Raw genomic sequence first — 26,497 nt, 5'->3', positions numbered from 1 at the left:
TAAAACAAAGAAAGGAGACAAACGATGCAAATTGACGATCATCCAGAACCGCACATACACAGCCAATCGCTGATTTGTGTCGTTCTGTCCTTATAAAGTGATTGGTCCCTGTGTATGAAATCACTATTCATATAGATAGGAGAAACCAATGAAAACTACAAAAGAAAGACTAGCAACAGCTATTCAAACTCCATTCAAAGAAAGTCTAGCTTTTTACCATACAAGTCTAAAAGGCTTAGATTCAGAACAAGTCGAAGAAAACCGTGACCTATATGGTGAAAACACCATCACAAAGGGTCAAGAGGATTCCATCTTTAAAAAGATTTATGAGTCCATTATCAATCCTTTCACAATCATTTTGCTTGTGATTGCCTTTATCTCTCTCGTTACAAACGTCTGGCTTGCCAAACCTGGTCAAGAGGACCCGACAACCTCTATCATTATTGTTGTCTTGGTTTTGATTTCAGGAGGCATCCGTTTTGTCCAAGAATTGCGGAGTGACAAGGCAACAACCAATCTTTCAAAAATGATTGTCAATACAGCAACTGTTATTCGCGATGGTCTTGAACAAGAGTTACCCATCGATGACTTGGTTGTTGGAGACCTCGTGAAATTGAGCGCTGGAGATATGATTCCAGCAGATGTCATCTTATTTGAATCACGAGACTTTTTTGTTCAACAGTCAGGTTTGACTGGAGAAAGTGATGCAGTCGAAAAGCTTGCTTTAAATAAAGCCACCAATCAAAATGTAGATAGCCTACTAGAAGCAGAATCTTTGGCATTCATGGGGACAAACGTTATCTCAGGCAGTGCTACAGCTATGGTTCTAGCAGTTGGTGATGACACCATGATGGGGGCCATTGAGCAAACCCTCAATACCTATGATGAACCAACTTCTTTTGAACGTGAAATGAACAGCATTTCTTGGCTCTTGATCCGCTTGATGCTTATCATGGTTCCAATTGTGTTTTTCGCAAATGGTTTGACCGACGGAGACTGGCTAGAGGCTGGAGTTTTTGCCTTGAGCGTTGGTGTTGGACTTACACCAGAAATGCTACCAATGATTATTACAGCCAGCTTGGCCAAAGGTTCCATTATCATGGCCAAGGAAAAAGTGGTCATCAAAAAACTCAATGCTATCCAGGACTTAGGAGCAATCGATATCCTATGTACGGACAAAACTGGAACTTTAACGCAAGATGAGATTGTTTTAGAATACCCATTAGATATCCATGGCGATTTGGATATGGCAGTCTTAAGAAGAGCCTATCTAAATTCACATTTTCAAACCGGTTTGAAAAACTTGATGGACCGTGCCATTATCAGTAGAACTGAAAAAGAAGCTAAAGAACATGCTATTCTACAAAATTTGGATACTAGCTTCCAAAAAATCGACGAACTTCCATTTGATTTTGAACGTAGACGCATGAGTGTCATTGTCAAAGATGATAGCAATGTCGTTAGTATGGTTACCAAAGGCGCTTTAGAAGAAATGTTGAACATTTCGACACATGTGGAGTACCGTGGAGAAGTCATCCCTCTTACTGAAGACATTCGTCAAGAAGTGTTGGCAGAAGTTGGTCAATTAAACCGTCAAGGTTTGCGTGTCTTAGGTGTTGGTTACAAGTCAGGTCTACGTGAAGACTATGCCTATGCTGTGACTGATGAAAGTGACATGATCCTTACGGGTTACCTTGCCTTTTTGGACCCACCAAAACCATCTGCAGCACCCGCTATTCAAGCTCTACTTGAGCATGGTGTCAAAACAAAAATTTTAACTGGGGATAATGAAAAAGTAACCCAAGCCATCTGTGAAAAGGTTGGTTTGGATGTTGAACACATCCTTTTGGGCGCTGAGATCGACCAAATGACAGACCAAGAATTGGCAGAAGTGGTTGAAAAAGTAACAGTCTTTGCTAAATTGTCACCTGACCAAAAAGCGCGTATCATTCTACAGTTAAAGAGAAATGGTCACGGTGTTGGTTATATGGGTGACGGTATTAATGATGCCCCATCTATGAAGGTAGCAGATGTCGGTATTTCTGTAGATACAGCAGTAGACATTGCCAAAGAAACAGCGGATGTTATTTTGTTAGACAAGGATCTCATGGTTCTTGAAACTGGTATCGTTGAAGGTCGTAAGGTCTACGCCAACATGACAAAGTACATCAAGATGACCGTCAGTTCAAACTTTGGGAATATCTTCTCACTCCTTGTTGCGAGTATCTTCTTGCCATTTTTACCAATGGCTCCTGTTCATCTCATTGTTTTAAACCTAGTCTATGATTTGTCTTGTGTGGCATTGCCATTTGATAATGTGGATCAAGACTTCCTCAAACAACCCCATACATGGGAAGCAAAATCTATTACGCGATTTATGGTTTGGATGGGTCCAATTTCATCTATCTTTGATATTTTGACCTTTATTTTCCTCTATTTTATCATTGTTCCTTTTGTGACAGGCTATCATTATGTTCATGGTTCTGAATCTGCCCTTCAGTTTATTATCTTGTTCCAAACAGGATGGTTCATCGAATCTATGTGGTCTCAAACTATGGTTATCCATATGCTTCGTACAGCAAAAGTTCCTTTTGTACAAAGCAGACCAGCTTGGCTTGTGATTTTTACAACTTTGGTTGCGGCTTTCTTCGTAACTAGTCTACCTTATGGCCCACTAGTGAATATCCTTCGTTTAGCTCCATTGGGACTTCCATACTTCTTGTTTTTAGTCGGTATTATTTTCTTGTACATGTTTAGCGTCACCGTTATTAAGAAGTTATACATTAAGAAGTACCAAGAGTGGTTATAGTTCGTGTTTTGTTAAGAAAAAAGGAGAAAAATGAGCAAAAAAGTTAAATTTTTTTAAAAATAGGTCGCAAGTCGGATGTTTTTTATGGTATAATAGAATAAACTGATAGTAACATGTAGCGAAAGGGGTAGGTACATGATCAAAATTTATACAGTCTCAAGTTGTACTAGCTGTAAAAAAGCGAAAACCTGGCTTAATGCCCACCAGTTAAGTTATAAAGAACAAAACCTCGGTAAAGAGGGGATTTCTAGAGAAGAATTATTAGATATTCTAACAAAAACAGACAATGGAATTGCGAGCATTGTATCATCAAAGAATCGCTACGCTAAAGCTCTTGGAGTTGATATCGAAGATTTGAGTGTCAATGAAGTGCTCACTTTGATAATGGAGACACCACGTATCCTAAAAAGCCCAATTCTTGTTGACGAGAAACGTTTGCAAGTTGGCTATAAAGAAGATGACATTCGTGCCTTCTTGCCACGCTCTGTCCGCAATGTAGAAAATGCAGAAGCACGTTTACGTGCAGCACTATAAAACATAAAGGCTGGGAGTGACTCCTGGCCTTATTTGATAGGTAAATAAGGAAAAATGAACATGAAGAAGATAGTTATCGGAACAGTTGCGTTTCTATTTTTACTAGCTGGCTGTGGTCAGAAAAAAGAATCTGCGGAGCCTACTAAAGATACGACAACAGAAGCTCTCCGATCAACTCTACCAGTCCTAGAAAATGCGAATAACAATACAGTAGTAACCAAGACACTTGTCCTACCCACTGATGAAAATGGAGTTCAGCAAACTCATACCATTACCTATAAGGGTAAACAATTCTTGACCTTAACGATTCAGCAAAAACGGCAAGTTTCAGAAGAACTCAAGAACTACATTGCCGAGCATGGATTAGAGGAAGCAAAGACGGCCTTGAAAGAAGAGGAAGACAAGGATGAATCAGTCCAAGCTGCTCGTAAAATCCCTGGTTTTAGTCTCGAAACCACTCTCTTAAGTGAAACGGAGATTGAAACTAAAAGCAGTTATGATTTTCAAGTTCTAGATGTTAAAAAGGCAAGCGAAAGCGAATATTTAAAAAATGTTGGCTTGGAAAATCTATTAAAAAACGAACCAGAAGAGTATATCGTAAGTCGAGTTGCAAGTGGTGCGACTGTCCAGTAAAGAAGTCGCAGAAAATCAGGCAAACTCAGACTGTGTGATTTGTAGAACGGCTGTGAATGTGCTATAATAGTACTATTCTAAGGAAAGAGGGTGTTAGAATGGGATTTACTGAAGAAACCGTACGTTTTAAATTGGACGATTCCAATAAAAAAGAGATTAGCGAAACATTGACAGAAGTCTATGCTTCCTTGAATGAGAAGGGGTATAACCCTATTAATCAAATTGTGGGCTATGTTCTCAGTGGAGACCCAGCTTACGTTCCTCGCTACAATAACGCAAGAAATCAAATCCGTAAATACGAACGCGATGAGATTGTTGAAGAATTGGTTCGCTACTACCTTAAGGGACAAGGAGTCGATCTATAACCAATGAGAATTATGGGGTTGGACGTTGGTTCCAAAACAGTAGGAGTAGCGATTAGCGATCCGTTAGGTTTTACAGCGCAAGGACTCGAAATCATCCAAATCAATGAAGAACAAGGGGAGTTCGGTTTTGAACGACTCAAAGAATTGGTTGATACCTATAAGGTGGAGCGCTTTGTTGTTGGTTTACCTAAAAATATGAACAATACCAGTGGACCGCGGGTGGAAGCGAGTCAAGCATACGGAGCAAAACTGGAAGAGCTCTTTGGTTTGCCAGTGGAGTATCAGGATGAGCGCTTAACCACGGTTGCTGCAGAGCGCATGTTGATTGAGCAAGCAGATATTAGTCGTAATAAGCGTAAAAAAGTTATTGATAAATTAGCGGCTCAATTGATTTTGCAAAATTATTTAGATAGAAAATTTTAAGACAGAGGAGAAACTATGTCACACGATCACAACCACGATCACGAAGAACGTGAACTTATTACACTTGTAGATGAGCAAGGAAACGAAACTTTGTTTGAAATCCTTTTGACTATTGATGGAAAAGAAGAATTTGGTAAAAACTATGTCCTTCTTGTACCAGTTAATGCAGAAGAAGATGAAAACGGAGAAGTTGAAATCCAAGCATACTCATTCATCGAAAATGAAGACGGAACAGAAGGCGAATTGCAACCAATCCCTGAAGATTCAGACGACGAATGGAACATGATTGAAGAAGTCTTCAACAGCTTTATGGAGGAGTAAAAACATCCGGGGGATGTTTTTACCCCTGCTTCTAGAAATGAGAAAAAGCAGGAACGTCTGGGGAACATTTTTACCCTGACGCTAAAAATAAAGACCGTAAGTAAGTTCGGGGAACGTTTTTAGCCCAACTCCTAGAAACTAGAAAGAGTTGGAACATCCGGGGGGTATTTTTACCCCATATTGAAATTAAAACAAGCTAGGTTCTAGCAAATGAAGTAAAAAGCGAAGAGAATCTTCGCTTTTTTATTAAGGATTAAGGAGATAAGCGTGTTTGAAGTAGAAAAATGGCTCCATAGTAGGATTGGATTGAATTTTAGATCAGGTTTGGGACGGATGCAAAAAGCAGTGGATTTACTGGGGAATCCTGAGCAAACCTATCCAATTATCCATGTGACGGGGACAAATGGCAAAGGGTCGACCATTGCCTTTATGAAAGATCTTTTTGTTTCTCATGGCAAGAAAGTTGGGACCTTTACTTCGCCCCATATTGTCAGCATTCATGATCGCATTTGTATCAATGGAAACCCCATATCGGATGTCGATTTTATTCGTATAGCTGATCAAGTTAAGAAAATGGAGCTGAAACTTCTAGAAACCCACGATCAGTTATCTTTTTTTGAGTTGCTGACCTTGATTGCTCTACTCTATTTTAGGGAGCAAGAAGTGGATCTGGTTTTGCTGGAAGTTGGAATTGGTGGACTGCTTGATACCACTAATGTGGTAACTGGAGATATTGCTGTTATCACGTCCATCGGCTTTGATCATCAGGAGACCTTGGGTGATAGTCTAGAGTTAATTGCTGAGCAGAAAGCAGGGATTTTTAAGTCAGGTAAATCAGCCGTTGTTGCCAATCTAGCGCCGGAAGCTCAGCTCGTTTGTCAAATGGCTGCTCATAATTTGGGAGTAACTCTCTACCAAGCTGACCAAGATTTTTCTTTCAAGGATGGTCATTTTTCTTCTTCTCTTGCGAATCTGAACCAACTAAAACTAGGTTTGGAAGGGGCTTATCAAGAGGAAAACGCAGCTCTTGCCATACAAGCCTTTCTATTGTTTATGAATCAGAGCGGTGAGAAGGTTGATCAAGAAGCAGTACGAGCTGCCTTGCGAGCTACCAGATGGGCAGGAAGACTAGAAGCTATCACTGAGCACATTTATCTGGATGGGGCTCACAACTTACCAGCCTTGGAGCGTTTGGTTGAATTTATCCAGGAAAAAAATCAACAAGGTTATCAAGCTCAAATTCTTTTTGGAGCTTTAAAGCGTAAAGATTACAGTGGTATGCTTGGATATCTGACGAAACATTTACCAGACCTTCCTCTCTATGTTACTAGCTTTGATTATCAAGGTTCTTTGGAGGAGCAGGACTTGGGAGATTATCAGAAGGTTGCTTCCTATCGAGAGTTTTTAGATGGCTTTGAAAGTTCTGCAGGGGAGAAAGAGTTACTGTTTGTGACAGGTTCTCTCTACTTCATATCAGAGGTCCGTGCATACCTCATAGGTTATGAATCTATTGATTGACCTCCCTTCCCTTATTTGATATAGTTGAGGTGGAATGTTTCAGCAGCTTTTGCTACTTTTAGCCACCAAAAGAAAGGAGCTATTATGTCATTTAAAAAAATCACACTTTCTCTTGCCACTTTGGCAAGTCTTAGTCTTTTAGTTGCTTGTTCAACAAAAGAACAAACAACTTCGACACCACAAGCAAGCACTAGTTCAGAAGTGATAACAAGTCAGGTATCTGAGTCAACAACAGCTAGCGCTACGAATGCTACAACCGTCAATATGGATGGTACCTATAAGGGGCAGGACGAGGGTGATAGCATTACGCTTGTCGTTACTGGTAATACCGGAACGTGGACAGAAGTGGAAGCGGATGGAGTACAGGAAGTTAAGAAGGTAACCTTTGAACCAGAAAATCAGAAAGTCATCATCGGAGACGACGTCAAGATTTATGTGGCAGAAGAGAACCAGATTATTATCGACGACATGGACCGTGAGGTTTCAGATCGTATTGTTTTAAAAAAATAGATATTTTAAAGGATTTGGATCTGGATAAAACAGGTGCAAATCCTTTTTTTATGGATAATTATATGAAAAAAAGTTCTTTACTCAATGGCCCGTATTTTAGCCAAAAGTATAGAACTACTGATTTATAGGTTATGATTTATAGGAATCGTTCTTGTAAAAAGTGAGCGACTCCGTCTTCTTCATTGGTTAATGGTAATTGCTCGTCTGCGAAAGGTAAGAGAGCAGGATTTGCATTTTTCATAGCATAGCCTTTACCTGCAAAAGAAAGCATTTCTTGGTCATTATGTTCGTCACCAAAGGCAATCAAATTCTGTTTGTCGATATTCATGACATTGAGAAGGTATTCGAGGGCAAAAGCCTTGTGGACACCTTTTGGAGTACATTCTAGAATGTTCAAAGGGCCACCCCAAGTGTTAATATTGAGTTGGTGTTTGTAAAAGCTGTTCATCTCTTCTGCTAGTGCATATTTATCGTCGGCCCTAGTTTGTAATAAAATACAGTTAGGCCCCTTGGTCACTAAGTCAGACTTGAATTGATTTTCAGGGCGAAAGTTTTCAACACCAAATAATTTGGGATCGGCGATTTCTTGGTCTGGGGCCGTAATGTAAAACTTTTTACGATATTCACCAGCGATAAAGTCTGCCTCAATCTCCTTTTTTCGTTTTACGATATCCAAGAGGTATTTTTTGTCCACAGTCAGACACTTTTCATATTTCCAAGTCTTACCTGGCAGATGAGTAAGTGAACCGTTGAAGTTAATCATAGGCGTTTCGAGTTCAAGTTGGTTATAAAAATCTTTGGCCATTCGGTAAGGGCGACCAGTTGCAATAACGACTTGGTGGCCTTTTTTAGAGATTTTCTTAATTGTTTCAATAGTAAAGTCAGAAAGTTTGCTTTCAGAGTTGAGTAGAGTTCCGTCTAAATCGACGGCAATCATTTTTTTAGTCATAAAATCCTCCCGAATCTAGTTTCAGATAAGATGTTTTCTATTATATCAAAAAGTGGCTAGAAAAGCTGACAATAAGTAAAACGAAGAATAGCATCGGATAAGATTTTTATAATTCAGTAAAAATACCTTGAAAAGATGAATGATTGGTGTTATAATAGTCATATTGTTCGTAAAATGACAAAGGAGATTAAAAATGGACAAACTATTTAAACTAAAAGAGCACGGGACAGACGTCCGTACAGAGGTTCTTGCTGGTTTAACAACTTTCTTTGCAATGAGTTATATTCTCTTTGTAAACCCTCAAATGCTTTCACAAACAGGAATGCCTGTTCAAGGTGTATTCTTGGCAACAATCATCGGTTCTGTTGTGGGAACTTTGATGATGGCTTTCTATGCTAACTTGCCATATGCACAAGCTCCAGGTATGGGACTAAATGCCTTCTTTACCTTTACCGTCGTATTTGGGATGGGTTATACTTGGAAAGAAGCTCTTGGGATGGTCTTCATCTGTGGAGTTATTTCACTGATTATTACATTGACCAATGTTCGTAAAATGATCATTGAGTCTATTCCTACAACACTTCGCTCAGCAATTTCAGCTGGTATTGGTGTTTTCCTCGCTTACGTTGGTATTAAGAATGCTGGTCTTTTGAAATTCTCAATTGACCCAGGTACATATACTGTAGCAGGTGAAGGAGCAGATAAGGCTCAAGCGGCGATTACTGCGAATTCAGCAGCTGTTCCAGGTTTGGTAGATTTCAATACTACAGCAGTTTTGGTAGCTCTTGCAGGCCTTGCTATTACTATCTTCTTTGTTGTTAAAGGTATCAAAGGTGGGATTATCCTTTCTATTTTAACAACGACTGTTCTTGCCATTGCGGTTGGTCTTGTTAACGTTTCAGGAATCGACTTCGCTAGCAACAATCTTTCATCAGCAGTCAACGACCTAGGAACTTTGTTTGGTGCTGCTCTTGGTTCAGAAGGTTTAGGGTCTTTGATTTCAAACACTTCTCGCTTACCAGAAACTTTGATGGCCATTCTTGCCTTCTCATTGACAGATATTTTTGATACTATTGGTACACTTATCGGTACTGGTGAAAAAGTAGGTATCGTAGCGACAAGTGGTGAAAACCATGAGTCAGCTAAATTGGATAAAGCTCTTTACTCTGATTTGGTAGCAACTTCAATTGGTGCCATTGCAGGTACTTCAAACGTTACGACTTATGTTGAGTCAGCAGCAGGTATCGGTGCTGGTGGACGTACTGGTTTGACAGCCTTAGTTGTTGCTATCTGTTTTGCTTTATCTAGCTTCTTTAGCCCACTATTAGCGATTGTTCCAACAGCTGCAACTGCACCAATTTTGATTATTGTCGGAATTATGATGCTCTCTAACTTGAAAAACATTCCTTGGGATGATATGTCAGAAGCTGTTCCGGCCTTCTTCACATCTATCTTTATGGGATTCAGTTACTCAATCACTCAAGGGATTGCAGTTGGTTTCTTGACTTATACTTTGACAAAGGTTGTCAAAGGCCAAGTTAAAGATGTGCATGTCATGATTTGGATTTTGGATGCCTTGTTTATCTTGAACTACATCAGCATGGCTCTTAACTAATGATAAACACTTAAAAAAAGAAGGAGGAATCTCCTCCTTTTTTATTAGTAGAAATATCGCAAAAGAAAACTTTTTGGTATAATGATTACATGCACATAAAAAATGAAGATGAACTCATTGCTCTTGGACAAGATTTAGGTTCTTTACTAGAGAAAAATGATGTATTGATTTTGACTGGAGAATTAGGTGCGGGGAAAACAACACTTACAAAAGGTCTAGCTAAAGGTCTAGGGATTCATCAAATGATTAAGAGTCCTACCTATACCATTGTTCGAGAATATGAAGGTCGTCTACCCTTGTATCACTTGGATGTTTATCGTATTGAAGGGGACGCAGATTCTATCGACTTGGATGAATTTCTTTTTGGATCAGGTGTGACTGTTATTGAGTGGGGGCATCTATTAGGAGAAGCTCTTCCGGCAGAATATCTGGAATTAGAAATTCTCAAAGATGGTGACGGACGCGAAGTTGTCTTTCATGCCCGTGGCCAACGAGCAACAGAGCTCTTACAGAGGTTGACGGATGGAGTATGATCTTTTAGTCCGTGAAGCAGAAGTCCAAGATGCTTCGGTTCTTATTGCACTTTTGGATCAGATTGGTCAAGAATCTAGCTTTACCAGTCTGGATGAAAACGGAATTGCAATGACTGCATCAGAAATGCAGCATTTTATTGACAAGCAGGCCCAATCGGACAATCAAATTACTTTACTAGCTTTTTTAAATGATGAGCTAGCAGGGGTCATCAATATAACGGCGGATCAACGTCCGAGAGTTCGACATATTGGTGATGTCTTTCTTGGAATTAAAAAAGCATACTGGGGATATGGCCTCGGTAGTATCCTCATGGAAGAAGCTATTGAATGGGCCAAATCGAGTGCTAGTATTCGACGTTTACAATTGACAGTTCAAAAACGCAATCTTGCGGCTGTTCATCTATATAAAAAGATGAGCTTCATCATAGAAGGATTACAGGAACGTGGTGCTTGTATAGAGGGAGGAGAGTTTCTTGACGTTTACCAAATGGGTCGACTGATAGACAAATAAATATATGGCAAAAAAAATAATCGGAATGTTTTTAGGCTTTGTCCTTGTGACAGTGCTTGGTGTGGGAGCTTATGCCTATACGATCTACCAACAAAGTACACAGACTCTAGCTAAAACCTATAAACAAATCGGGGAAGAAACGAAGGTTATCGAGGCAACTGAACCCCTGACAATCCTACTGATGGGTGTGGATACGGGGAACGTTGAACGTACAGACCCATGGGCGGGTAACAGTGATTCGATGATCTTAGTAACAGTAAATCCTAAAACCAAGAAAGTTGTTATGATGAGTTTGGAACGTGATATTCTGACACAAATCCAACAACCAGACGGTAGTGTTAAAGAAGCGAAACTCAATTCCGCCTATGCTGATGGTGGAGCAGAACTTGCTATTTCAACCATTCAAAAAATGATGAATATCCACATCGATCGTTATGTGATGGTCAACATGCATGGCCTTCAAAGAATGGTTGATGCTGTCGGTGGAATCACAGTAAACAACACTCTAGGTTTCCCTATCTCTATCCAAGATCAAGAACCGTTTAATACGATTTCTATCGGCGTTGGAGAGCAAACTCTAAATGGTGAAGAGGCGCTGGTGTATTCACGCATGCGCTATCAAGATCCAGAAGGGGATTACGGTCGTCAGAAACGTCAGCGCGAAGTCATTCAAAAGATTGTTGAGAAGATTCTAAGTTTGAATAGTGTTAGCCACTACCAAGAAATTTTGAAGGCTCTTAGCGATAATATGCAGACAAATATCGAGATTACGACAACAACCATTCCTCAGTTGATGGGTTACCAAGATTCCTTTAAAAACATTGAATCTCAACAGTTGCGTGGAGAGGATGCAATGATTGATGGGACATCCTACCAAATCGTGTCATCTGCTCATATGTTAGAGATGCAAAATCTTTTGCGTCGTTCATTGGACAAACCAGAAGTTACGGAATTAGAGACAAATGTTGTCTTGTATGAAAATATTTATGGCCGCTTGCCACAAACAACCGGACCTATTGCAGATCAGGAACAGCAAGGACAACAAGTGCATCAAGTGCAGCAAGAGCAACCAGAACAATAAGAAATAAATACTGAAATCGTAGGAATTTTCCTGCGATTTTTTCAAAGAAATTCGAATAGATAAGTAGGAGGAAAAAATGAAAGCGGAAATAATAGCTGTTGGGACAGAAATTCTAACTGGTCAAATTGTCAATACCAATGCTCAGTTTTTGTCTGAAAAGTTAGCTGAAATCGGAGTCGATGTTTACTTCCAGACGGCCGTGGGAGACAATGAAACTCGACTCATATCCCTGTTGGAGATTGCTCAGAAACGTAGTAATCTGGTTATCTTAACGGGAGGATTGGGGCCGACAGAGGATGACTTGACCAAACAAACATTGGCTCAATTTCTAGGGCGTCATTTGACTTTTGATGCTCAAGCACAGGCTAAACTGGATGATTTCTTTGCTCATCGCCCAGACTATGCTCGAACTCCAAATAATGAACGCCAAGCTCAAATTGTTGAGGGGTCAATCCCACTCTCAAATGAAACAGGACTAGCAGTTGGTGGTATGATTGAGGTAGATGGCGTGACTTATGTTGTCCTACCAGGTCCGCCAAGTGAACTGAAACCAATGGTTTTAAATGAGCTACTACCAAGATTGACAACAGGAGCTAAGTTGTACTCACGTGTGCTACGTTTCTTTGGCATTGGTGAGAGCCAGCTAGTGACGATTTTATCAGATTTGATTGAAGAGCAGACGGATCCAACCATAGCACCGTATGCAAAAACGGGAGAGGTGACTCTGCGCTTGTCAACCAAGGCCACTAGTCAAGACGAGGCTCAAAAGGCCTTAGATAATCTGGAGGAAAAGATCCTTGCACGTCAGACCTTTGAAGGGGTTGCTTTAAAGGATATCTGCTATGGTTATGGCGAAGAAGCGAGTCTAGCCAGCGTAGTTGTTGAGGAGTTGAAAAAGAAAAAGCAAACCATCACAGCTGCAGAAAGTTTAACAGCAGGGCTTTTCCAAGCGACTTTGGCAAACTTTTCGGGAGCATCAACAATCTTTAAAGGTGGTTTTGTCACTTATAGCCTGGAAGAAAAAGCTAAGATGTTAGACATTCCAAAAGTAGAGTTGGAAGAATATGGAGTCGTTTCAGCATTTGCTGCGGAAAAAATGGCTGAGCAGGCACGCCTCAAAACCCAGTCAGATTTTGGGATTAGCTTGACAGGAGTAGCTGGTCCGGATAGCCTAGAAGGGCATCCAGCAGGGACAGTTTTCATCGGCCTATCTCAAGCATCAGGTACCGAAGTCATTCAAGTCAATATAGCTGGAAGAAGCCGAGCGGATGTTCGTAAGATTGCAGTTATGCATGCGTTTAACTTAGTTCGCAAAGCTTTATTAAGTGACTGACTTTTGATATAATAGAAGAAGGTCCTTAGAATCATTAAAATATAGGAGAACAAAATGGCGAAAAAACCAACAAAAAAATTAGATGAAATTGGGAAAAAATTTGGAGCTGATCGTGAAAAAGCTTTGAATGATGCGCTTAAATTGATTGAAAAAGACTTCGGTAAGGGTTCAATCATGCGCTTGGGTGAACGCGCAGAGCAAAAAGTACAAGTGATGAGTTCAGGCTCTTTGGCTCTTGATATTGCACTTGGTTCAGGTGGTTATCCAAAGGGACGTATCATTGAAATCTACGGTCCAGAATCATCAGGTAAGACAACAGTAGCCCTTCATGCTGTAGCACAAGCACAAAAAGAAGGTGGAATTGCAGCCTTTATCGATGCGGAACACGCGCTCGATCCAGCCTATGCAGCAGCTCTTGGAGTGAATATTGATGAATTGCTCTTGTCACAACCAGACTCAGGTGAGCAAGGTCTTGAAATTGCAGGGAAATTGATTGACTCAGGTGCAGTTGACCTTGTCGTTATTGACTCGGTTGCAGCTCTTGTACCTCGTGCGGAAATCGATGGGGATATCGGAGATAGCCACGTTGGTCTTCAAGCTCGTATGATGAGCCAGGCGATGCGTAAACTTGGTGCTTCTATCAACAAGACAAAAACAATTGCTATCTTCATCAACCAGTTGCGTGAAAAAGTTGGAGTTATGTTTGGTAATCCAGAAACAACTCCTGGTGGACGTGCCCTTAAATTCTATGCTTCAGTTCGTTTAGACGTTCGTGGAAGCACACAAATTAAGGGAACTGGCGACCAAAAAGATACTAACGTCGGTAAAGAAACTAAGATTAAAGTTGTGAAAAACAAGGTTGCTCCACCGTTCAAAGAAGCTCTTGTTGAAATCATGTACGGGGAAGGTATTTCTAGAACTGGTGAACTCTTGAAGATTGCTAGTGATTTGGATATCATCCAAAAAGCAGGTGCTTGGTACTCATACAAGGGTGAAAAAATCGGACAAGGTTCTGAAAATGCGAAGAAATACTTGGCAGATCATCCAGAAATCTTTGATGAAATTGACCACCAAGTTCGTGTTCAATATGGTTTGATCGAAGAGGAAGAAGGCTCTAAAGCAAGTTCAGCAACAGAAACAAGTTCTAACCAAGAAGTGACTCTTGATTTGGGCGATGCTCTTGAAATCGAAATTGAAGAATAAAAAAAAAGTAGCAGAGAACTGCTACTTTTTTATTTCATGAGAACTAATGTTCGCTAAAACGTCGGTATTTGATGCGAAAGTCAAAGTAATTCTCTTCTTGCAATTTTTGAAAGATGTTGCGATAGGCTTCTTCATCAAAATGGTCACCACGGTAGAGAATTTCAAAACTCATTCCCTCGTATTCTAAAAAAGCATTGGCAGTTTTAAAACCATTTTGTAAGTAGAAGTCCATGCGGGCCTTTCGTTGTTCGAGATTATCACAGTCTTCGTCCAATCGCTCCACTTCAAGAATCATAGTACGCTGGTAAAAATCAATGAGTTTTTCAATGATTTCTCTCCCGTATCCATGGCTACGGAGATGGGGCATGATAGCAAAGAAGCTAATGTAGAAAGCTTTTTGATTTGAAATGGCAAAGGCAAAGCCGACAAATTCCTCTTCGTTATAAAAAGCGAAAAAGTGGGCGTCATCTCTATCTTGGTAACTTAAAAATTCTTCCAAAGAGACGCGTTCTTCTTCAGGGAAGGCTTCCTTGTTTAATTGTTCAACTTTTTCAAGGTCTGGGAATACATCTGTAATTAACTGGCTGGTTAAGGTCATACCTACCCTCCTTTTCTGTCACGATTATACCAGATTGTTTGTATCTAGGCAACGCTTTCTTAATGAAGCTCCCTTGTTCCTCTACTAGAAAGCTGATATAATACCCTTATGAATAAAAAATCAACGGTGGACTTGATTCATGGTCCCATCCTTCCTTCACTGATTAGTTTTGCTTTACCAATTTTACTATCCAATATCTTTCAGCAACTATACAATACAGCTGATATTTTGATTGTGGGGCGTTTTTTAGGACAAGATTCCTTGGCGGCAGTTGGAGCTACGACAGCCATTTTTGATTTAATTATCGGTTTTGCCCTCGGAGTTGGAAATGGGATGGGAGTTGTTATCGCTCGTCTTTACGGTGCTCGTAATTTCGCTAAGATTAAGGAAGCTGTCGCGGCGACTTGGATTTTGGGTGCCATCCTGAGTGGTCTTGTCATGCTGATGGGATTCTTTGGTCTTTATCCACTTTTGCAGTACCTAGAAACACCTGCAGAAATTCTCCCCCAATCCTACGAATACATCTCCATGATTGTTAGTTGCGTGGGAGTTAGCTTTGCCTATAATCTCTTTGCAGGATTGCTACGATCGATTGGTGATAGCCTTGCGGCGCTTGCTTTTCTTATCTTTTCAGCCATTATTAATGTAATTCTAGATTTGTATTTTATTACGCAATTGCAGCTAGGTGTGCAGTCCGCTGGTCTTGCAACCATTATCTCGCAAGGTTTGTCAGCAATCCTTTGTTATTTCTATATTCGCAAGAGTGTTCCAGAGCTTCTTCCAGGTCTCAAACATTTCAAATGGAATAAGGCTCTCTATGTTGACCTTTTAGAGCAAGGGTTAGCTATGGGCTTGATGGGATCAATCGTCTCTATCGGAAGTGTCATCTTGCAATCCTCTGTCAATAGTTTTGGAGCAGTCATTATCAGTGCTCAAACGGCAGCACGCCGAATCATGGCCTTTGCCTTACTGCCAATGACAGCTATTTCAGCTTCCATGACAACTTTTATCTCTCAAAATTTTGGGGCAAAACGTCCCGAACGTATCGTCCAAGGACTTCGTATAGGGAGTTATTTGAGTATGTCTTGGGCAACCTTTGCCTGTGTTTTCCTATTTTTTGCAAGTCCTAGCCTAGTTTCTTTCCTGGCAAGTTCGACAGACGGCTACCTGATTGAAAACGGGACTTTATACCTGCGTATTAGTTCGGTGTTCTATCCATTTTTAAGCCTGTTATTGATCTATAGAAATAGCTTGCAGGGGTTAGGGCAAAAACTCTTGCCCCTCGTATCTAGCTTTATCGAGTTGTTTGGGAAAATTATTTTCGTGGCTTGGATCATCCCTTGGACAGGTTATACTGGAGTTATCCTATGTGAACCGCTACTCTGGGTTGTTATGACCGTTCAACTTTACTTCTCCCTCTCTCAACACCCTTGGATAAAAGAAGGTAAGAAAATCGTGGCAGTCGGTGGAAAATCTTAGCCTGGTTTACAAAAGAAAATCCATTTCCTCTAGTGAAAATCAGCTAGACTTGTGTTATAATAAGAAAGATTAAAATGTGAATAAAGGAGATTCCTAATGGGACGTAAATGGGCCAATATCGTAGCCAAGAAAACGGCTAAAGATGGAGCTAACTCTAAAGTATATGCAAAATTTGGTGTAGAAATCTATGTAGCAGCTAAAAAAGGTGAACCAGATCCAGAACTAAACACTGCTTTGAAATTCGTTATCGATCGTGCCAAACAAGCGCAAGTGCCAAAACACGTTATTGATAAGGCTATCGATAAAGCGAAAGGAAATACAGACGAAACCTTTACAGAAGGACGTTACGAAGGATTTGGGCCAAATGGTTCAATGTTGATCGTTGATACCTTGACTTCAAACGTTAACCGTACAGCTGCGAATGTCCGTGCTGCTTTTGGTAAAAACGGTGGAAACATGGGAGCTTCAGGTTCTGTGTCTTATCTCTTTGACAACAAAGGTGTTATCGTCTTTGCAGGTGATGATGCTGATGCGATCTTTGAGCTTTTGCTTGAAGCAGATGTTGATGTAGACGATGTAGAAGCAGAAGAAGGAACAATCACTGTTTACACAGCTCCAACTGATCTTCACAAGGCTATCGTTGCTTTGCGTGAATCTGGTATTGAAGAATTCCAAGTAACTGAATTGGAAATGATTCCTCAATCAGAAGTTGAGTTGTCAGGTGAAGATTTGGAAACATTTGAAAAACTTTACAGCGTTCTTGAAGACGACGAAGACGTACAAAAAATCTACACAAACGTAGATGGATTCTAATAAAAAAGCGAGCAGCTATTAAGTCTGTTCGCTTTTTAGTTATCTTAGACTCTTACTCCATCATCAGTTTGCGCTGTTCTGTCTAATCCTAGGGCAAATTTACGGATGAGAAGAAATTGTCCGTTTTCCTGTTTTACGAAAGTCAGTACAACTGTCTTAGTATTAGAACCGAGTGAGACATAGGAGATTTTTTTAATCTCATAGTCGCCTGAAGTTGACTCAATTTCAGAATCTGGCTGTCCATGCTTGCTGATAATATCTTTGTAGTTGGAGCCACCTTTTCCTCGATTCGAGGTGTCACCTTCTATCAAAGCATCGAATTGTTCCTTGGTCCAAGTGAAGGAATCGGTATCCTCGTCGTCCTCATCCTCATCGGTGCTATTATCTGGTAGCGTTCCAAAATCGTCATCTTCTGTTAAAGAGGTTAAACTTCTGTATGGGTGACGAAAATTTCTAGCCAAGTCGTTAAAAACACCAGAAGGGAGTACTTGCGTTGTCAAAACAAGGAAAATGGATCCAATGCCTAGGGCGGTTCCAATAATCGCCAATATTTTACGGTTTTGGAGATTGAGGATGATACCAAAAACACCTAGACCTATTGCAATAATAGCAAAGAAAAAAGATAGTACGCTGATGATTGGCAACCAGGATCCGAGAAGTGCAAGGGTTCCCAAGATGATAGCAATGATTCCTAAGATTTTCTCTTCTTTTTGTTTCATTTGTGGCTTTCTCATTTCTAGTCAGGCTGGAATCTTATCCGTGTAAGATAGTGTTTATTATAGATAAAATGAGCCCTAATGTCAATTTTAAATAAAATAGTTCTCCTGGAAACTTTTTTCTTGACATCCTATTTGAAAGTGATAAAATAGTTCTCATGAAAACCAATTGGTTCTCTAGAGAACTATTTATATGTAAAAAGGGGGAAATCATGGATAAACCGATGTTGGTCTTTAAACGTTTTGGTCATCAGGTTCACCTGATGGTGCAAAAGGAAGCCAAGCGTTGTGGTATCGAATTTATGGGTGGACCACAAGGGCAGGTTCTCCGCTTTTTAGATCGTCGTGAGCAGGATCAAGAATTGACGCTTATCAAGGATATTGAACAAGAACTCAATGTCACCAAGTCAGTTGCTAGTAATTTAGTGAAGCGCATGGTGCAAAATGGTTTGGTAGAGTTGGAGGCGAGTCCAAGTGATAAGCGGGCAAAATTTGTTCATTTGACGGAAAAATCACGCTCTCAAATGAAGCAAATCAAATCATTCTTTGATCGAATTGACCGCAGCTTACTTGAAGGTGTTTCCGAAGAAAAGCTCGCTATTTTTGAAGAAGTACTTGATAAACTACAAGCAAATGTAAAAAAAATAGGAGGGGAAAATGAAGAAACTCGCTAAGCGTATCACAGGAAAAGAGTGGGGAATGATTCTCTTGACCATGCTCTTTACCTGTTTCTCGGTCTATCTAGAGTTAGAAGTACCGACTTACATTTCAGAAATTACAGCATTACTTGGGACACCAGGGACGCAGTTGGATGCACTTTGGTCACCAGCTATTAAGATGATAGGCTTGTCTCTACTTGCTTTTCTGTCATCCGTTACTGTTGGATTTTTTGCCGCTCGCGTTGCAGCATCCTACACGGCTCATCTGCGTAGTGATATTTTTAATCGTGTCTTGGATTATTCTCAGACAGAAATTAAACGTTTTTCAATCCCAAGTCTGTTGACTCGGACGACAAATGATATTACGCAGATCCAGATGCTCTTTACTATGGGACTCCAGGTAATCACTCGTGGACCTATTATGGCTATCTGGGCCATTGGAAAAATCCTTGGGAAGTCTGAGTACTGGCTCTGGGCAGTAGTAATCGCTGTTATCGTCAATGTTTTGATGACAACTGTTCTCCTGACTCTGGCCTTTCCGAAACAATCTGTCATCCAAAAATTGACAGATAAACTCAATAGTATTACTCGTGAAAGTTTGACAGGGATTCGAGTGGTGCGTGCTTATAATGCCGAGGATTATCAAGACAAGAAATTCGAAGAAGCCAATGAGGAAGTCACTCGTCTTAATCTCTTTGTCAACCGTTTGATGGCCATTATGAATCCTATTATGATGGCGATTTCGAGTGGCTTGAGTCTAGCTATCTACTGGATTGGAGCCTATATCATCAACGATGCTAGCCTGACAGACCGTCTACCACTCTTTAGTGATATGGTGGTCTTCATGTCTTATGCCATGCAGGTCGTGATGGGCTTCTTGCTCATGAGTGCTCTCTTTTTCGTCCTTCCTCGTACCTTGGTTTCTGCAGGACGTATCAATCAAGTGCTAGACTTGCATTCTTCTATTAAAAATCCTAGTCAACCACAGACTGCAGAATCATCTGTAAAAGGTCAAGTGGAATATCGTGACGTAACCTTCCGTTACTCTAAAAACTCAGAAGCAGTTGTGGAACATGTCAGCTTCAAGGCAGAAGCTGGTCAAACGGTCGCCTTTATCGGTTCAACTGGTTCTGGTAAATCTACGCTTGTGAACCTCTTGCCTCGTTTTTATGACGTTTCGGATGGGGAAATCCTAGTAGACGGTGTCAATGTACAGAACTATGATTTGGAAGACTTGCGGAATAAAGTCGGCTATATCCCACAAAAAGCTGTTCTCTTCTCAGGAGATGTCAAGGGAAATCTAGACTTTGGTAAGAGTCCAGAAACTCCGCTAAGCGAGACTGCTATGTGGCAAGCTCTTGAGTTGGCCCAGTCTAAAAGCTTCATCGAGGATAAGGAAGCAGGTCTAAACTCAGAAGTGGCTCAAGGTGGGACTAACTTCTCAGGAGGTCAAAGACAACGTTTGGCTATTGCGCGTGCCTTGGCTCGTAAACCAGAAATTCTCATTTTTGATGATTCATTCTCGGCCTTGGACTACAAGACTGACCGTATCTTGCGCCAAGAACTAGCTGAAAAAACTCAATCTATGACCAAGTTGATCGTTGCCCAACGTATCTCAACCATCATGGATGCAGACTTGATCTTAGTCTTAGATCAGGGTAAAGTCGTGGGACAAGGCACCCACAAGGAACTTCTTGCGACCAACGAAGTTTACCAAGAAATTGCCTATTCACAACTATCGAAGGAGGAATTGGAACATGGAAAATAAGAAGATGTCCTTTTGGAAACAATATAAACCTTTTCTAGCAGGTCTCCAACTTCCTCTACTAGTTGCGGTTGTGGCGGCTGTATGTTCAAGCATCATCACGGTTTATGGACCAACTAAGATTAAGGAAATCACCAACTTGATTTCAGATGGCTTGGCTACAGAAATCGATTTGGTAGCTGTGTCAAGTATCGCCAGCTTTTTAGCTATTTTGTATGTGCTTGGTGCTATTCTCAACTATACACAAGCCTATATCTTTTCAACGAGTATCCAACATTTTTCAAAACGTTTGCGGACGGCTATCGCTGAAAAGATTAATCGTTTGCCTCTTGCTTACTTTGACCGTCATTCTCAAGGGGACACTCTTTCACGTGTAACCAATGACGTTGATACAGCAGCACAGTCCCTCAACCAAAGTCTAGGGACCGTTATCTCAGCTAGCTTCTTGCTAATCGCTGTTTTGATTACCATGTTTGGCATGAACTGGATTTTGGCATTGGTAACAGTTGTTTCAACCCTTGTAGGTTTTGCTGCTGTCTCAGTCATTATGGCTAAGTCACAGGGTTACTTTAAAGCCCAACAAAACAACCTAGCAGCTGTAAACGGCTATGTGGAAGAAATGTACTCTGGCCACAATGTGGTGACCAGCTATAATGCTGTGGATACCACTAAAGAAACATTCGCAGGATTGAATCAAGACCTACATGATAGTATCTGGAAATCTCAGTTTATTTCAGGGATCATGATGCCCGCTATGTTCTTTGTCGGAAACTTTAGTTATGTTTTGGTTGTTATCGTCGGTGCTGCCTTGGCTCTTGAAGGCCATATCAGTATTGGGATTATCGTAGCTTTTATGGTTTATGTTCGTACCTTCTCACAACCCCTATCACAAATTGCTCAAGGGATTACCAGCTTGCAACAGGCTAGTGCAGCTATGACACGTGTTTTTGAGTTTCTAGGAGAAGCTGAGATGGAAGACGAATCTCATAAGGAAACACAATTGTCTGGTATGAAGGGTGAAGTAGTCTTTGATCAAGTTTCCTTTGGTTACACACCTGAGCGAACCATCATTCATGACTTTTCTGCGACAGCTCATGCAGGGCAAAAGATTGCCATTGTTGGACCAACTGGAGCTGGGAAGACTACTATTGTCAACCTCTTGATGAAGTTCTATGAGATTGATAAGGGAAGTATTCGCATCGATGGTGTGGATACCAAGTCTATGAAACGTTCAGAAGTACACGATGCCTTTTCAATGGTCTTGCAGGATACTTGGCTCTTTGAAGGAACCATTCGTGATAATCTCATCTACAACCAAACAGGGATTAGTGATGAACGAATGATTGAAGCAGCAAAAGCAGTAGGAATTCACCACTTTATCACAACCTTGCCTGATGGATACGATACAGTCTTGGATGATACGGTGACCTTGTCAGTCGGGCAGAAACAGCTCTTGACTATTGCTCGTGTCCTTCTCAAGAATGCACCGCTCTTGATTCTGGACGAAGCAACATCCTCAGTTGATACACGTACAGAGGAGTTGATTCAGAAAGCCATGGACCGTTTGATGGAGGGACGCACATCCTTTGTCATCGCCCATCGCTTGTCAACTATCCGTAATGCCGACTTGATTTTGGTTATGAAGGACGGAAATATCATCGAACAAGGCAATCATGAGGAACTCATGGATCAGGGTGGTTTCTATGCTGATCTCTACAATAGTCAATTTACAGAAGATGAAGTAGAAGAATAAACTAAAAGAAGGCTTGACGGCCTTCTTTTTCTACACTATACTAGAGTAGGAGATGCTAGTAGGCTTCTTGTGTAAAATCTAAAAATAACGAGAAAATATATGAAAAACTATCAAGAGTGGTACGACAAGAGGAAATCAAGCCTTCTTCGACAACCACAAGGATTACAACTGATGCGAGTCTTTAATCGCATGATGACAGTTCTGATGCCCTTAGCATACTTGACCTTGTTGGGGACAAGTTTTATAAGTAAGGGAATAGGGAACGACCTTTATGCTTATATCTTAGTGCCAGCTTCTGGCTTTATCCTATTGACGCTTGTTCGTAAGTGGATCAATCAACCACGTCCCTATGAAACTTGGGGAATTGTCCCACTACTTGAAAAGGACAGTTCTGGTAATTCAATGCCCAGTCGCCATGTCTTTTCAGCGACCATCATTTCCATGGCTTGCTTGCACGCAAATTTGTCTGCGGGGTTGATTTTGTTGGTCTTGTCAGCTCTTCTCGGTCTGGTCCGAGTCTTGGGTGGCGTTCATTATCCCAAGGATGTTCTAGTAGGCTATGCCTGTGGACTCCTCTGGGGAATTCTTTTCTTTATGTTGTAAAAATCAAAGCAAGTGGGTTTGGCCTCGTAACCACTTACGGGTCAAAAATGACCACTTGCTTTTTTGCCCTTGTAAAGTCTTATGGGCTTTGGTATAGTAGATGCAGAAAGGAGATAGGATGAAGTTACGAATCGAGATAAATAGTGAATTAACTGAGACAGAAATTGTCATCAAGGCTGCAGCCCTGACAGATGAAATAGCTGACTTGCAACGACTCTTGCAAGAAACCAAGGCTCCTAGGTTGATTTTTTATAAGGGGACGGGTGAGTACTACTTAGACTTGGCAGAAATCCTCTTTTTTGAGACGGAAGGCAACAAGATTTACGCCCATACCCAGAAAGATGCCTACGAGGTTCGGCTCAAGCTCTATGAACTAGAGTCCATCCTGCCCCGCTATTTCAGTCGGGTATCCAAGTCGACCATTGCCAATCTCCGGCAGGTCTACTCGGTGGACAAGTCCTTCTCAGGGACAGGAACTATTTCCTTTTATCAGACCCACAAGGAGGTGCACGTGTCACGACACTACCAATCCCTCCTAAAAGAAAATCTAAGAAACATGAGGTAAGAAGATGAAAAAGAAAGCATTTGGTATTGTGTTGCTAGTATTGGCAGCTTTAGTATTGTTACAGGGGAATTTTGGGATTCCTTCACTTGGAGGGCAGATTTGGCCCTTGATTGGGATTGGATTTTTTGCCTATCAATCAGTTGGAGCTTTGCTTCGTCGCCACTTTACTTCAGCCTCTTTTACAGTCCTAGTGGCCCTATTGATTGCCAATCATTTTTATGCTATTCTACCTATTCCCAATCAGTCGCTATTCTGGGCGGGGGTTCTAATCGTTCTCGGAGTTAGTATGCTGACTCATACTAATAGAACTTGGAATGGGAAAAAATGGTGGTATGACGGTGAAAAGACCATTCTTACAGAAAAGGAAGTTGCTTTTGGTAGCGGAACCTTTTACAAGCAGAACCAAGATTTGGTAGAAGACGAGTTTGAAGTCGGATTTGGGAATGCTAAGATTTATTATGACAATGCAGAAATGTTAGGTGATAGCGCAACCTTGAAGATAGAAGTCGGATTTGGGAATGCAGTTATCTATGTGCCCCAACACTGGAGAGTGGATCTTAAGGTGGAAACTTTCTGTGGTGCAGCCAAGGCAGATGCTCCTGTAGCCCCAACCAGCAAAACCTTGATTATCCGTGGAGACGTAGCTTTCGGGAAACTTGGTGTCGTCTACGTCAAATAAAAAAAGTCTTCCAATTCCCTTGCCAAAATGGAGAAAGTGTGATAACATAGTACGGTATGTGGTGCTAGCACATCCGCTATATTAGATCTAATAGGAGGAAAACACAATGGCTAAAGTATGTTACTTTACAGGTCGTAAGACTGTATCAGGAAACAACCGTTCACACGCGATGAACCAAACTAAACGTGCCGTAAAACCAAACCTTCAAAAAGTTACTGTTCTTATCGATGGTAAACCTAAAAAAGTTTGGGCTTCAGCTCGTGCTTTGAAATCAGGAAAAGTAGAACGCGTTTAATAAACATGAAAAGACCTAAGGGGTCTTTTTCTTTTGCTCGAAAGCTGAAATCATTTGAAAAATCAAGCAAATATCCGATGATACATCATTCTGCTTTTACAGTTGGGCTGAAATATGATAAAATAGAGTATCAACTAGTTGAGGTAAAAAAAATGACTGTAAAAATTAATACAAAAGATGGTCAAGTCGAACTGACAGATGATGTAATCGCTACTGTTGTAGGTGGTGCAGCAACTGAAATTTTTGGTGTAGTCGGTATGGCTAGTAAAAATGCCCTCAAAGATAATTTCCAAGCCCTTCTTGGTAAGGAAAATTATTCAAAAGGTGTAGTCGTTAAAGCTGCTGAAGACGGTAGTATTGCAGTTGATGTATATACTGTATTGAGCTACGGTACAAAGATCAGTGAAGTTTCAAAAAATATCCAAGAGCGTGTTCGTTTTAGTTTGGAAAATCAACTTGGAATCACTGCTCAAACTGTGAATGTCTACATTCAAAATATCAAAGTTGTAGGAGAATAATCGTGTCAAATATTACTACAAGCTTATTTCAAGAAATGGTACAGGCTGCTTCAACTCGTTTGAACAAGCAAGCCGAATATGTCAATTCATTGAACGTCTTCCCAGTTCCAGATGGAGATACAGGAACAAACATGGGGATGACTATTGAAAATGGTGCTAAGGAAGTCGCAGACAAACCAGCTTCAACAGTTGGTGAGGCTGCAAGTATCTTGGCTAAAGGTCTTTTGATGGGTGCGCGTGGAAACTCAGGAGTTATCACTTCTCAGCTTTTCCGTGGATTCTCACAAGCTATCAAGGAAAAAGATGAACTTACAGGTCAAGATTTGGCCCTTGCCTTCCAATCTGGTGTAGAAGTAGCTTACAAGGCTGTTATGAAGCCAGTTGAAGGAACTATCCTGACTGTATCACGTGGAGCTGCCATCGGTGCTAAGAAAAAAGCAGAGCAAACAGATGACGCAGTTGAAGTTATGCGTGCAGCCTTAGAAGGAGCTAAAGCAGCTCTTGCTAAAACTCCTGAAATGCTTCCAGTTTTGAAGGAAGTTGGAGTTGTGGACTCAGGTGGTCAAGGTTTGGTCTTCATCTATGAAGGTTTCCTTTCAGCTCTTACTGGTGAATACAGCGCTTCTGAGGACTTTGTTGCTACTCCAGCAAACATGAGTGAGATGATCAATGCTGAACACCACAAGTCTGTAGCTGGACATGTGGCAACAGAAGACATTACTTTTGGTTACTGTACTGAAATCATGGTTGCCCTCAAACAAGGCCCAACTTATGCTAAAGACTTTGACTACGAAGAATTCCGTAACTACTTGAACAATCTAGGGGACTCTCTACTTGTTGTCAATGACGACGAAATCGTTAAAGTTCACGTCCATACAGAAGATCCAGGGCTTGTCTTGCAAGAAGGACTTAAATACGGTAGCTTGGTCAAGGTTAAAGTCGATAACATGCGTAACCAACACGAAGCACAAGTGGAAAAAGAAGCAGCTCAAGTTAGCAAGCCAGCTGAAGAAAAAGAATATGCCCTTATCGCAGTAGTAGCTGGACAAGGATTGGCAGACATCTTCCGTGCACAAGGTGTGGACTATGTCATCGAAGGTGGACAAACCATGAACCCTTCTACAGAAGATTTTGTCAAGGCTGTTGAGCAAGTTAATGCTCGCAACATCATCTTCTTGCCAAATAACAAAAACATCTTCATGGCAGCTCAATCTGCAGCTGAAGTATTGGAACAACCAGCTGTTGTGGTAGAAGCTCGTACAATTCCTCAAGGATTGACTAGTCTTCTTGCCTTTGATCCAAGCAAATCAATCGAAGAAAATAAAGAACGCATGACTGCAGCTCTTGGCGATGTCATCAGCGGTAGTGTAACAACAGCCGTTCGTGATACAACTATCGATGGTTTGGAAATCCATGAAAATGACAATCTTGGTATGGTAGATGGTAAGATCCTCGTATCAAACCCTGATATGCACCAAACCTTGACTGAAACTTTGAAACACATGTTGGACGAAGACAGTGAAATCGTAACTTTCTATGTCGGAGAAGACGGAAGCGAAGAATTGGCAAATGAAATTGCTCAAGAGATCGCAGAAGAATTCGAAGATGTTGAAGTAGAAATTCACCAAGGTCAACAACCAGTTTACCCATATCTTTTCAGTGTGGAATAAAGATTAAATAAAAAGAAAGAGGTCAGGACAAACGTTCCTGGTCTCT

General features: G+C 40.9%; 28 protein-coding genes. 25 read left to right on the top strand and 3 right to left on the bottom strand.

Features of this window, described 5'->3' with window-relative positions; all coding sequences use genetic code 11:
* Window positions 1-148 precede the first annotated feature (148 nt).
* The 8 genes from mgtA (at window position 149) to GOM46_RS07840 (ending at window position 7,113) form a co-directional block, all read left to right on the top strand.
* On the top strand, window positions 149-2,809 hold the full coding sequence (gene mgtA, locus GOM46_RS07875; RefSeq protein ID WP_006149642.1) for a magnesium-translocating P-type ATPase: 2,661 nt from the start codon (window positions 149-151) through the stop codon (window positions 2,807-2,809).
* Between the two features lie 135 nt (window positions 2,810-2,944).
* Window positions 2,945-3,343 (top strand): transcriptional regulator Spx, encoded by a 399-nt coding sequence (spx, locus tag GOM46_RS07870; protein WP_006149601.1) that lies wholly within the window; start codon window positions 2,945-2,947, stop codon window positions 3,341-3,343.
* Between the two features lie 60 nt (window positions 3,344-3,403).
* A complete protein-coding gene (locus GOM46_RS07865; protein WP_235083529.1) occupies window positions 3,404-3,976 on the top strand; it encodes an SP0191 family lipoprotein in 573 nt (190 codons plus the stop codon).
* Between the two features lie 98 nt (window positions 3,977-4,074).
* Window positions 4,075-4,341, top strand: coding sequence for an IreB family regulatory phosphoprotein (locus GOM46_RS07860; RefSeq protein WP_004250500.1), 267 nt, complete (start codon window positions 4,075-4,077; stop codon window positions 4,339-4,341).
* Between the two features lie 3 nt (window positions 4,342-4,344).
* Window positions 4,345-4,764, top strand: a complete 420-nt coding sequence (gene ruvX, locus GOM46_RS07855) for a Holliday junction resolvase RuvX (protein ID WP_006149608.1) — start codon at window positions 4,345-4,347, stop codon at window positions 4,762-4,764.
* Between the two features lie 15 nt (window positions 4,765-4,779).
* Window positions 4,780-5,085: a DUF1292 domain-containing protein gene (locus GOM46_RS07850; RefSeq protein WP_004250503.1), complete on the top strand. Its 306-nt coding sequence runs from the start codon at window positions 4,780-4,782 to the stop codon at window positions 5,083-5,085.
* 267 nt (window positions 5,086-5,352) lie between these two features.
* Window positions 5,353-6,603: a bifunctional folylpolyglutamate synthase/dihydrofolate synthase gene (locus GOM46_RS07845; RefSeq protein ID WP_235083528.1), complete on the top strand. Its 1,251-nt coding sequence runs from the start codon at window positions 5,353-5,355 to the stop codon at window positions 6,601-6,603.
* Between the two features lie 84 nt (window positions 6,604-6,687).
* Complete coding sequence (locus GOM46_RS07840) at window positions 6,688-7,113, top strand: SP_0198 family lipoprotein (protein WP_070678394.1); 426 nt, start codon at window positions 6,688-6,690, stop codon at window positions 7,111-7,113.
* 136 nt (window positions 7,114-7,249) lie between these two features.
* On the opposite strand, the gene GOM46_RS07835 is transcribed toward GOM46_RS07840, so the two are convergent.
* Window positions 7,250-8,062, bottom strand: a complete 813-nt coding sequence (locus GOM46_RS07835; RefSeq protein ID WP_235083527.1) for a Cof-type HAD-IIB family hydrolase — start codon at window positions 8,060-8,062, stop codon at window positions 7,250-7,252.
* Between the two features lie 193 nt (window positions 8,063-8,255).
* Here GOM46_RS07835 and GOM46_RS07830 point away from each other — a divergent pair, with 193 nt between their 5' ends.
* The 6 genes from GOM46_RS07830 to recA all read left to right on the top strand — a co-directional run bounded on the left by GOM46_RS07830 (window position 8,256) and on the right by recA (window position 14,338).
* Entirely contained in the window at window positions 8,256-9,677 is a 1,422-nt protein-coding gene (locus GOM46_RS07830; protein ID WP_235083526.1) for an NCS2 family permease, read from the top strand.
* A gap of 89 nt (window positions 9,678-9,766) precedes the next feature.
* Complete coding sequence (gene tsaE, locus GOM46_RS07825; protein ID WP_235083525.1) at window positions 9,767-10,210, top strand: tRNA (adenosine(37)-N6)-threonylcarbamoyltransferase complex ATPase subunit type 1 TsaE; 444 nt, start codon at window positions 9,767-9,769, stop codon at window positions 10,208-10,210.
* Window positions 10,200-10,721: a GNAT family N-acetyltransferase gene (locus GOM46_RS07820; protein WP_006149646.1), complete on the top strand. Its 522-nt coding sequence runs from the start codon at window positions 10,200-10,202 to the stop codon at window positions 10,719-10,721. The genes tsaE and GOM46_RS07820 overlap by 11 nt, the downstream gene beginning before the upstream one ends.
* Before the next feature lie 4 nt (window positions 10,722-10,725).
* Window positions 10,726-11,802 (top strand): biofilm formation/cell division transcriptional regulator BrpA, encoded by a 1,077-nt coding sequence (gene brpA / locus GOM46_RS07815; RefSeq protein WP_006149644.1) that lies wholly within the window; start codon window positions 10,726-10,728, stop codon window positions 11,800-11,802.
* Between the two features lie 76 nt (window positions 11,803-11,878).
* A complete protein-coding gene (locus tag GOM46_RS07810) occupies window positions 11,879-13,135 on the top strand; it encodes a competence/damage-inducible protein A (protein ID WP_006149651.1) in 1,257 nt (418 codons plus the stop codon).
* Window positions 13,136-13,189: 54 nt separating this feature from the next.
* The gene (gene recA / locus GOM46_RS07805; protein WP_006149620.1) at window positions 13,190-14,338 is read left to right on the top strand and encodes a recombinase RecA; all 1,149 of its coding nucleotides are present in this window, start codon (window positions 13,190-13,192) and stop codon (window positions 14,336-14,338) included.
* Between the two features lie 43 nt (window positions 14,339-14,381).
* On the opposite strand, the gene GOM46_RS07800 is transcribed toward recA, so the two are convergent.
* Window positions 14,382-14,936: a GNAT family N-acetyltransferase gene (locus GOM46_RS07800; protein WP_235083524.1), complete on the bottom strand. Its 555-nt coding sequence runs from the start codon at window positions 14,934-14,936 to the stop codon at window positions 14,382-14,384.
* Window positions 14,937-15,044: 108 nt separating this feature from the next.
* Here GOM46_RS07800 and GOM46_RS07795 point away from each other — a divergent pair, with 108 nt between their 5' ends.
* Window positions 15,045-16,415, top strand: coding sequence for an MATE family efflux transporter (locus tag GOM46_RS07795; RefSeq protein ID WP_235083523.1), 1,371 nt, complete (start codon window positions 15,045-15,047; stop codon window positions 16,413-16,415).
* A 96-nt stretch (window positions 16,416-16,511) separates the two neighbouring features.
* The gene (locus GOM46_RS07790) at window positions 16,512-17,228 is read left to right on the top strand and encodes a YebC/PmpR family DNA-binding transcriptional regulator (protein ID WP_006146163.1); all 717 of its coding nucleotides are present in this window, start codon (window positions 16,512-16,514) and stop codon (window positions 17,226-17,228) included.
* Between the two features lie 44 nt (window positions 17,229-17,272).
* Here GOM46_RS07790 and GOM46_RS07785 read toward each other — a convergent pair whose 3' ends face one another.
* A complete protein-coding gene (locus tag GOM46_RS07785; protein ID WP_235083522.1) occupies window positions 17,273-17,947 on the bottom strand; it encodes a hypothetical protein in 675 nt (224 codons plus the stop codon).
* Between the two features lie 209 nt (window positions 17,948-18,156).
* On the opposite strand from GOM46_RS07785, the gene GOM46_RS07780 reads away from it, so the two are divergent.
* From GOM46_RS07780 to GOM46_RS07740, 9 genes are all read left to right on the top strand, one after another.
* The gene (locus tag GOM46_RS07780; RefSeq protein WP_235083521.1) at window positions 18,157-18,618 is read left to right on the top strand and encodes a MarR family winged helix-turn-helix transcriptional regulator; all 462 of its coding nucleotides are present in this window, start codon (window positions 18,157-18,159) and stop codon (window positions 18,616-18,618) included.
* Window positions 18,602-20,371: an ABC transporter ATP-binding protein gene (locus tag GOM46_RS07775; protein ID WP_235083520.1), complete on the top strand. Its 1,770-nt coding sequence runs from the start codon at window positions 18,602-18,604 to the stop codon at window positions 20,369-20,371. Before GOM46_RS07780 ends, GOM46_RS07775 begins: the two co-directional genes overlap by 17 nt.
* Window positions 20,361-22,121, top strand: coding sequence for an ABC transporter ATP-binding protein (locus GOM46_RS07770; RefSeq protein WP_235083519.1), 1,761 nt, complete (start codon window positions 20,361-20,363; stop codon window positions 22,119-22,121). The genes GOM46_RS07775 and GOM46_RS07770 overlap by 11 nt, the downstream gene beginning before the upstream one ends.
* A 99-nt stretch (window positions 22,122-22,220) precedes the next feature.
* Entirely contained in the window at window positions 22,221-22,724 is a 504-nt protein-coding gene (locus GOM46_RS07765; protein ID WP_235083518.1) for a phosphatase PAP2 family protein, read from the top strand.
* Window positions 22,725-22,842: 118 nt separating this feature from the next.
* Window positions 22,843-23,289 carry a LytTR family DNA-binding domain-containing protein gene (locus GOM46_RS07760; protein ID WP_235083517.1) on the top strand — a complete coding sequence of 149 codons (447 nt, stop codon included), beginning with the start codon at window positions 22,843-22,845 and terminating at the stop codon, window positions 23,287-23,289.
* A 4-nt stretch (window positions 23,290-23,293) separates the two neighbouring features.
* A complete protein-coding gene (locus tag GOM46_RS07755; protein WP_235083516.1) occupies window positions 23,294-23,968 on the top strand; it encodes a LiaF transmembrane domain-containing protein in 675 nt (224 codons plus the stop codon).
* 106 nt (window positions 23,969-24,074) lie between these two features.
* The gene (rpmB, locus tag GOM46_RS07750) at window positions 24,075-24,263 is read left to right on the top strand and encodes a 50S ribosomal protein L28 (protein ID WP_001140948.1); all 189 of its coding nucleotides are present in this window, start codon (window positions 24,075-24,077) and stop codon (window positions 24,261-24,263) included.
* Window positions 24,264-24,415: 152 nt separating this feature from the next.
* On the top strand, window positions 24,416-24,781 hold the full coding sequence (locus GOM46_RS07745; protein ID WP_000216443.1) for an Asp23/Gls24 family envelope stress response protein: 366 nt from the start codon (window positions 24,416-24,418) through the stop codon (window positions 24,779-24,781).
* Between the two features lie 2 nt (window positions 24,782-24,783).
* Window positions 24,784-26,451 (top strand): DAK2 domain-containing protein, encoded by a 1,668-nt coding sequence (locus tag GOM46_RS07740; protein WP_235083515.1) that lies wholly within the window; start codon window positions 24,784-24,786, stop codon window positions 26,449-26,451.
* Window positions 26,452-26,497: the final 46 nt, after the last annotated feature.

The sequence above is a fragment of the Streptococcus infantis genome (assembly GCF_021497965.1).
Lineage (GTDB): Bacteria > Bacillota > Bacilli > Lactobacillales > Streptococcaceae > Streptococcus > Streptococcus infantis_B.
The sequence above is the reverse complement of the archived record's forward strand: the minus strand, read 5'-3'. Positions and strand labels throughout refer to the sequence as shown.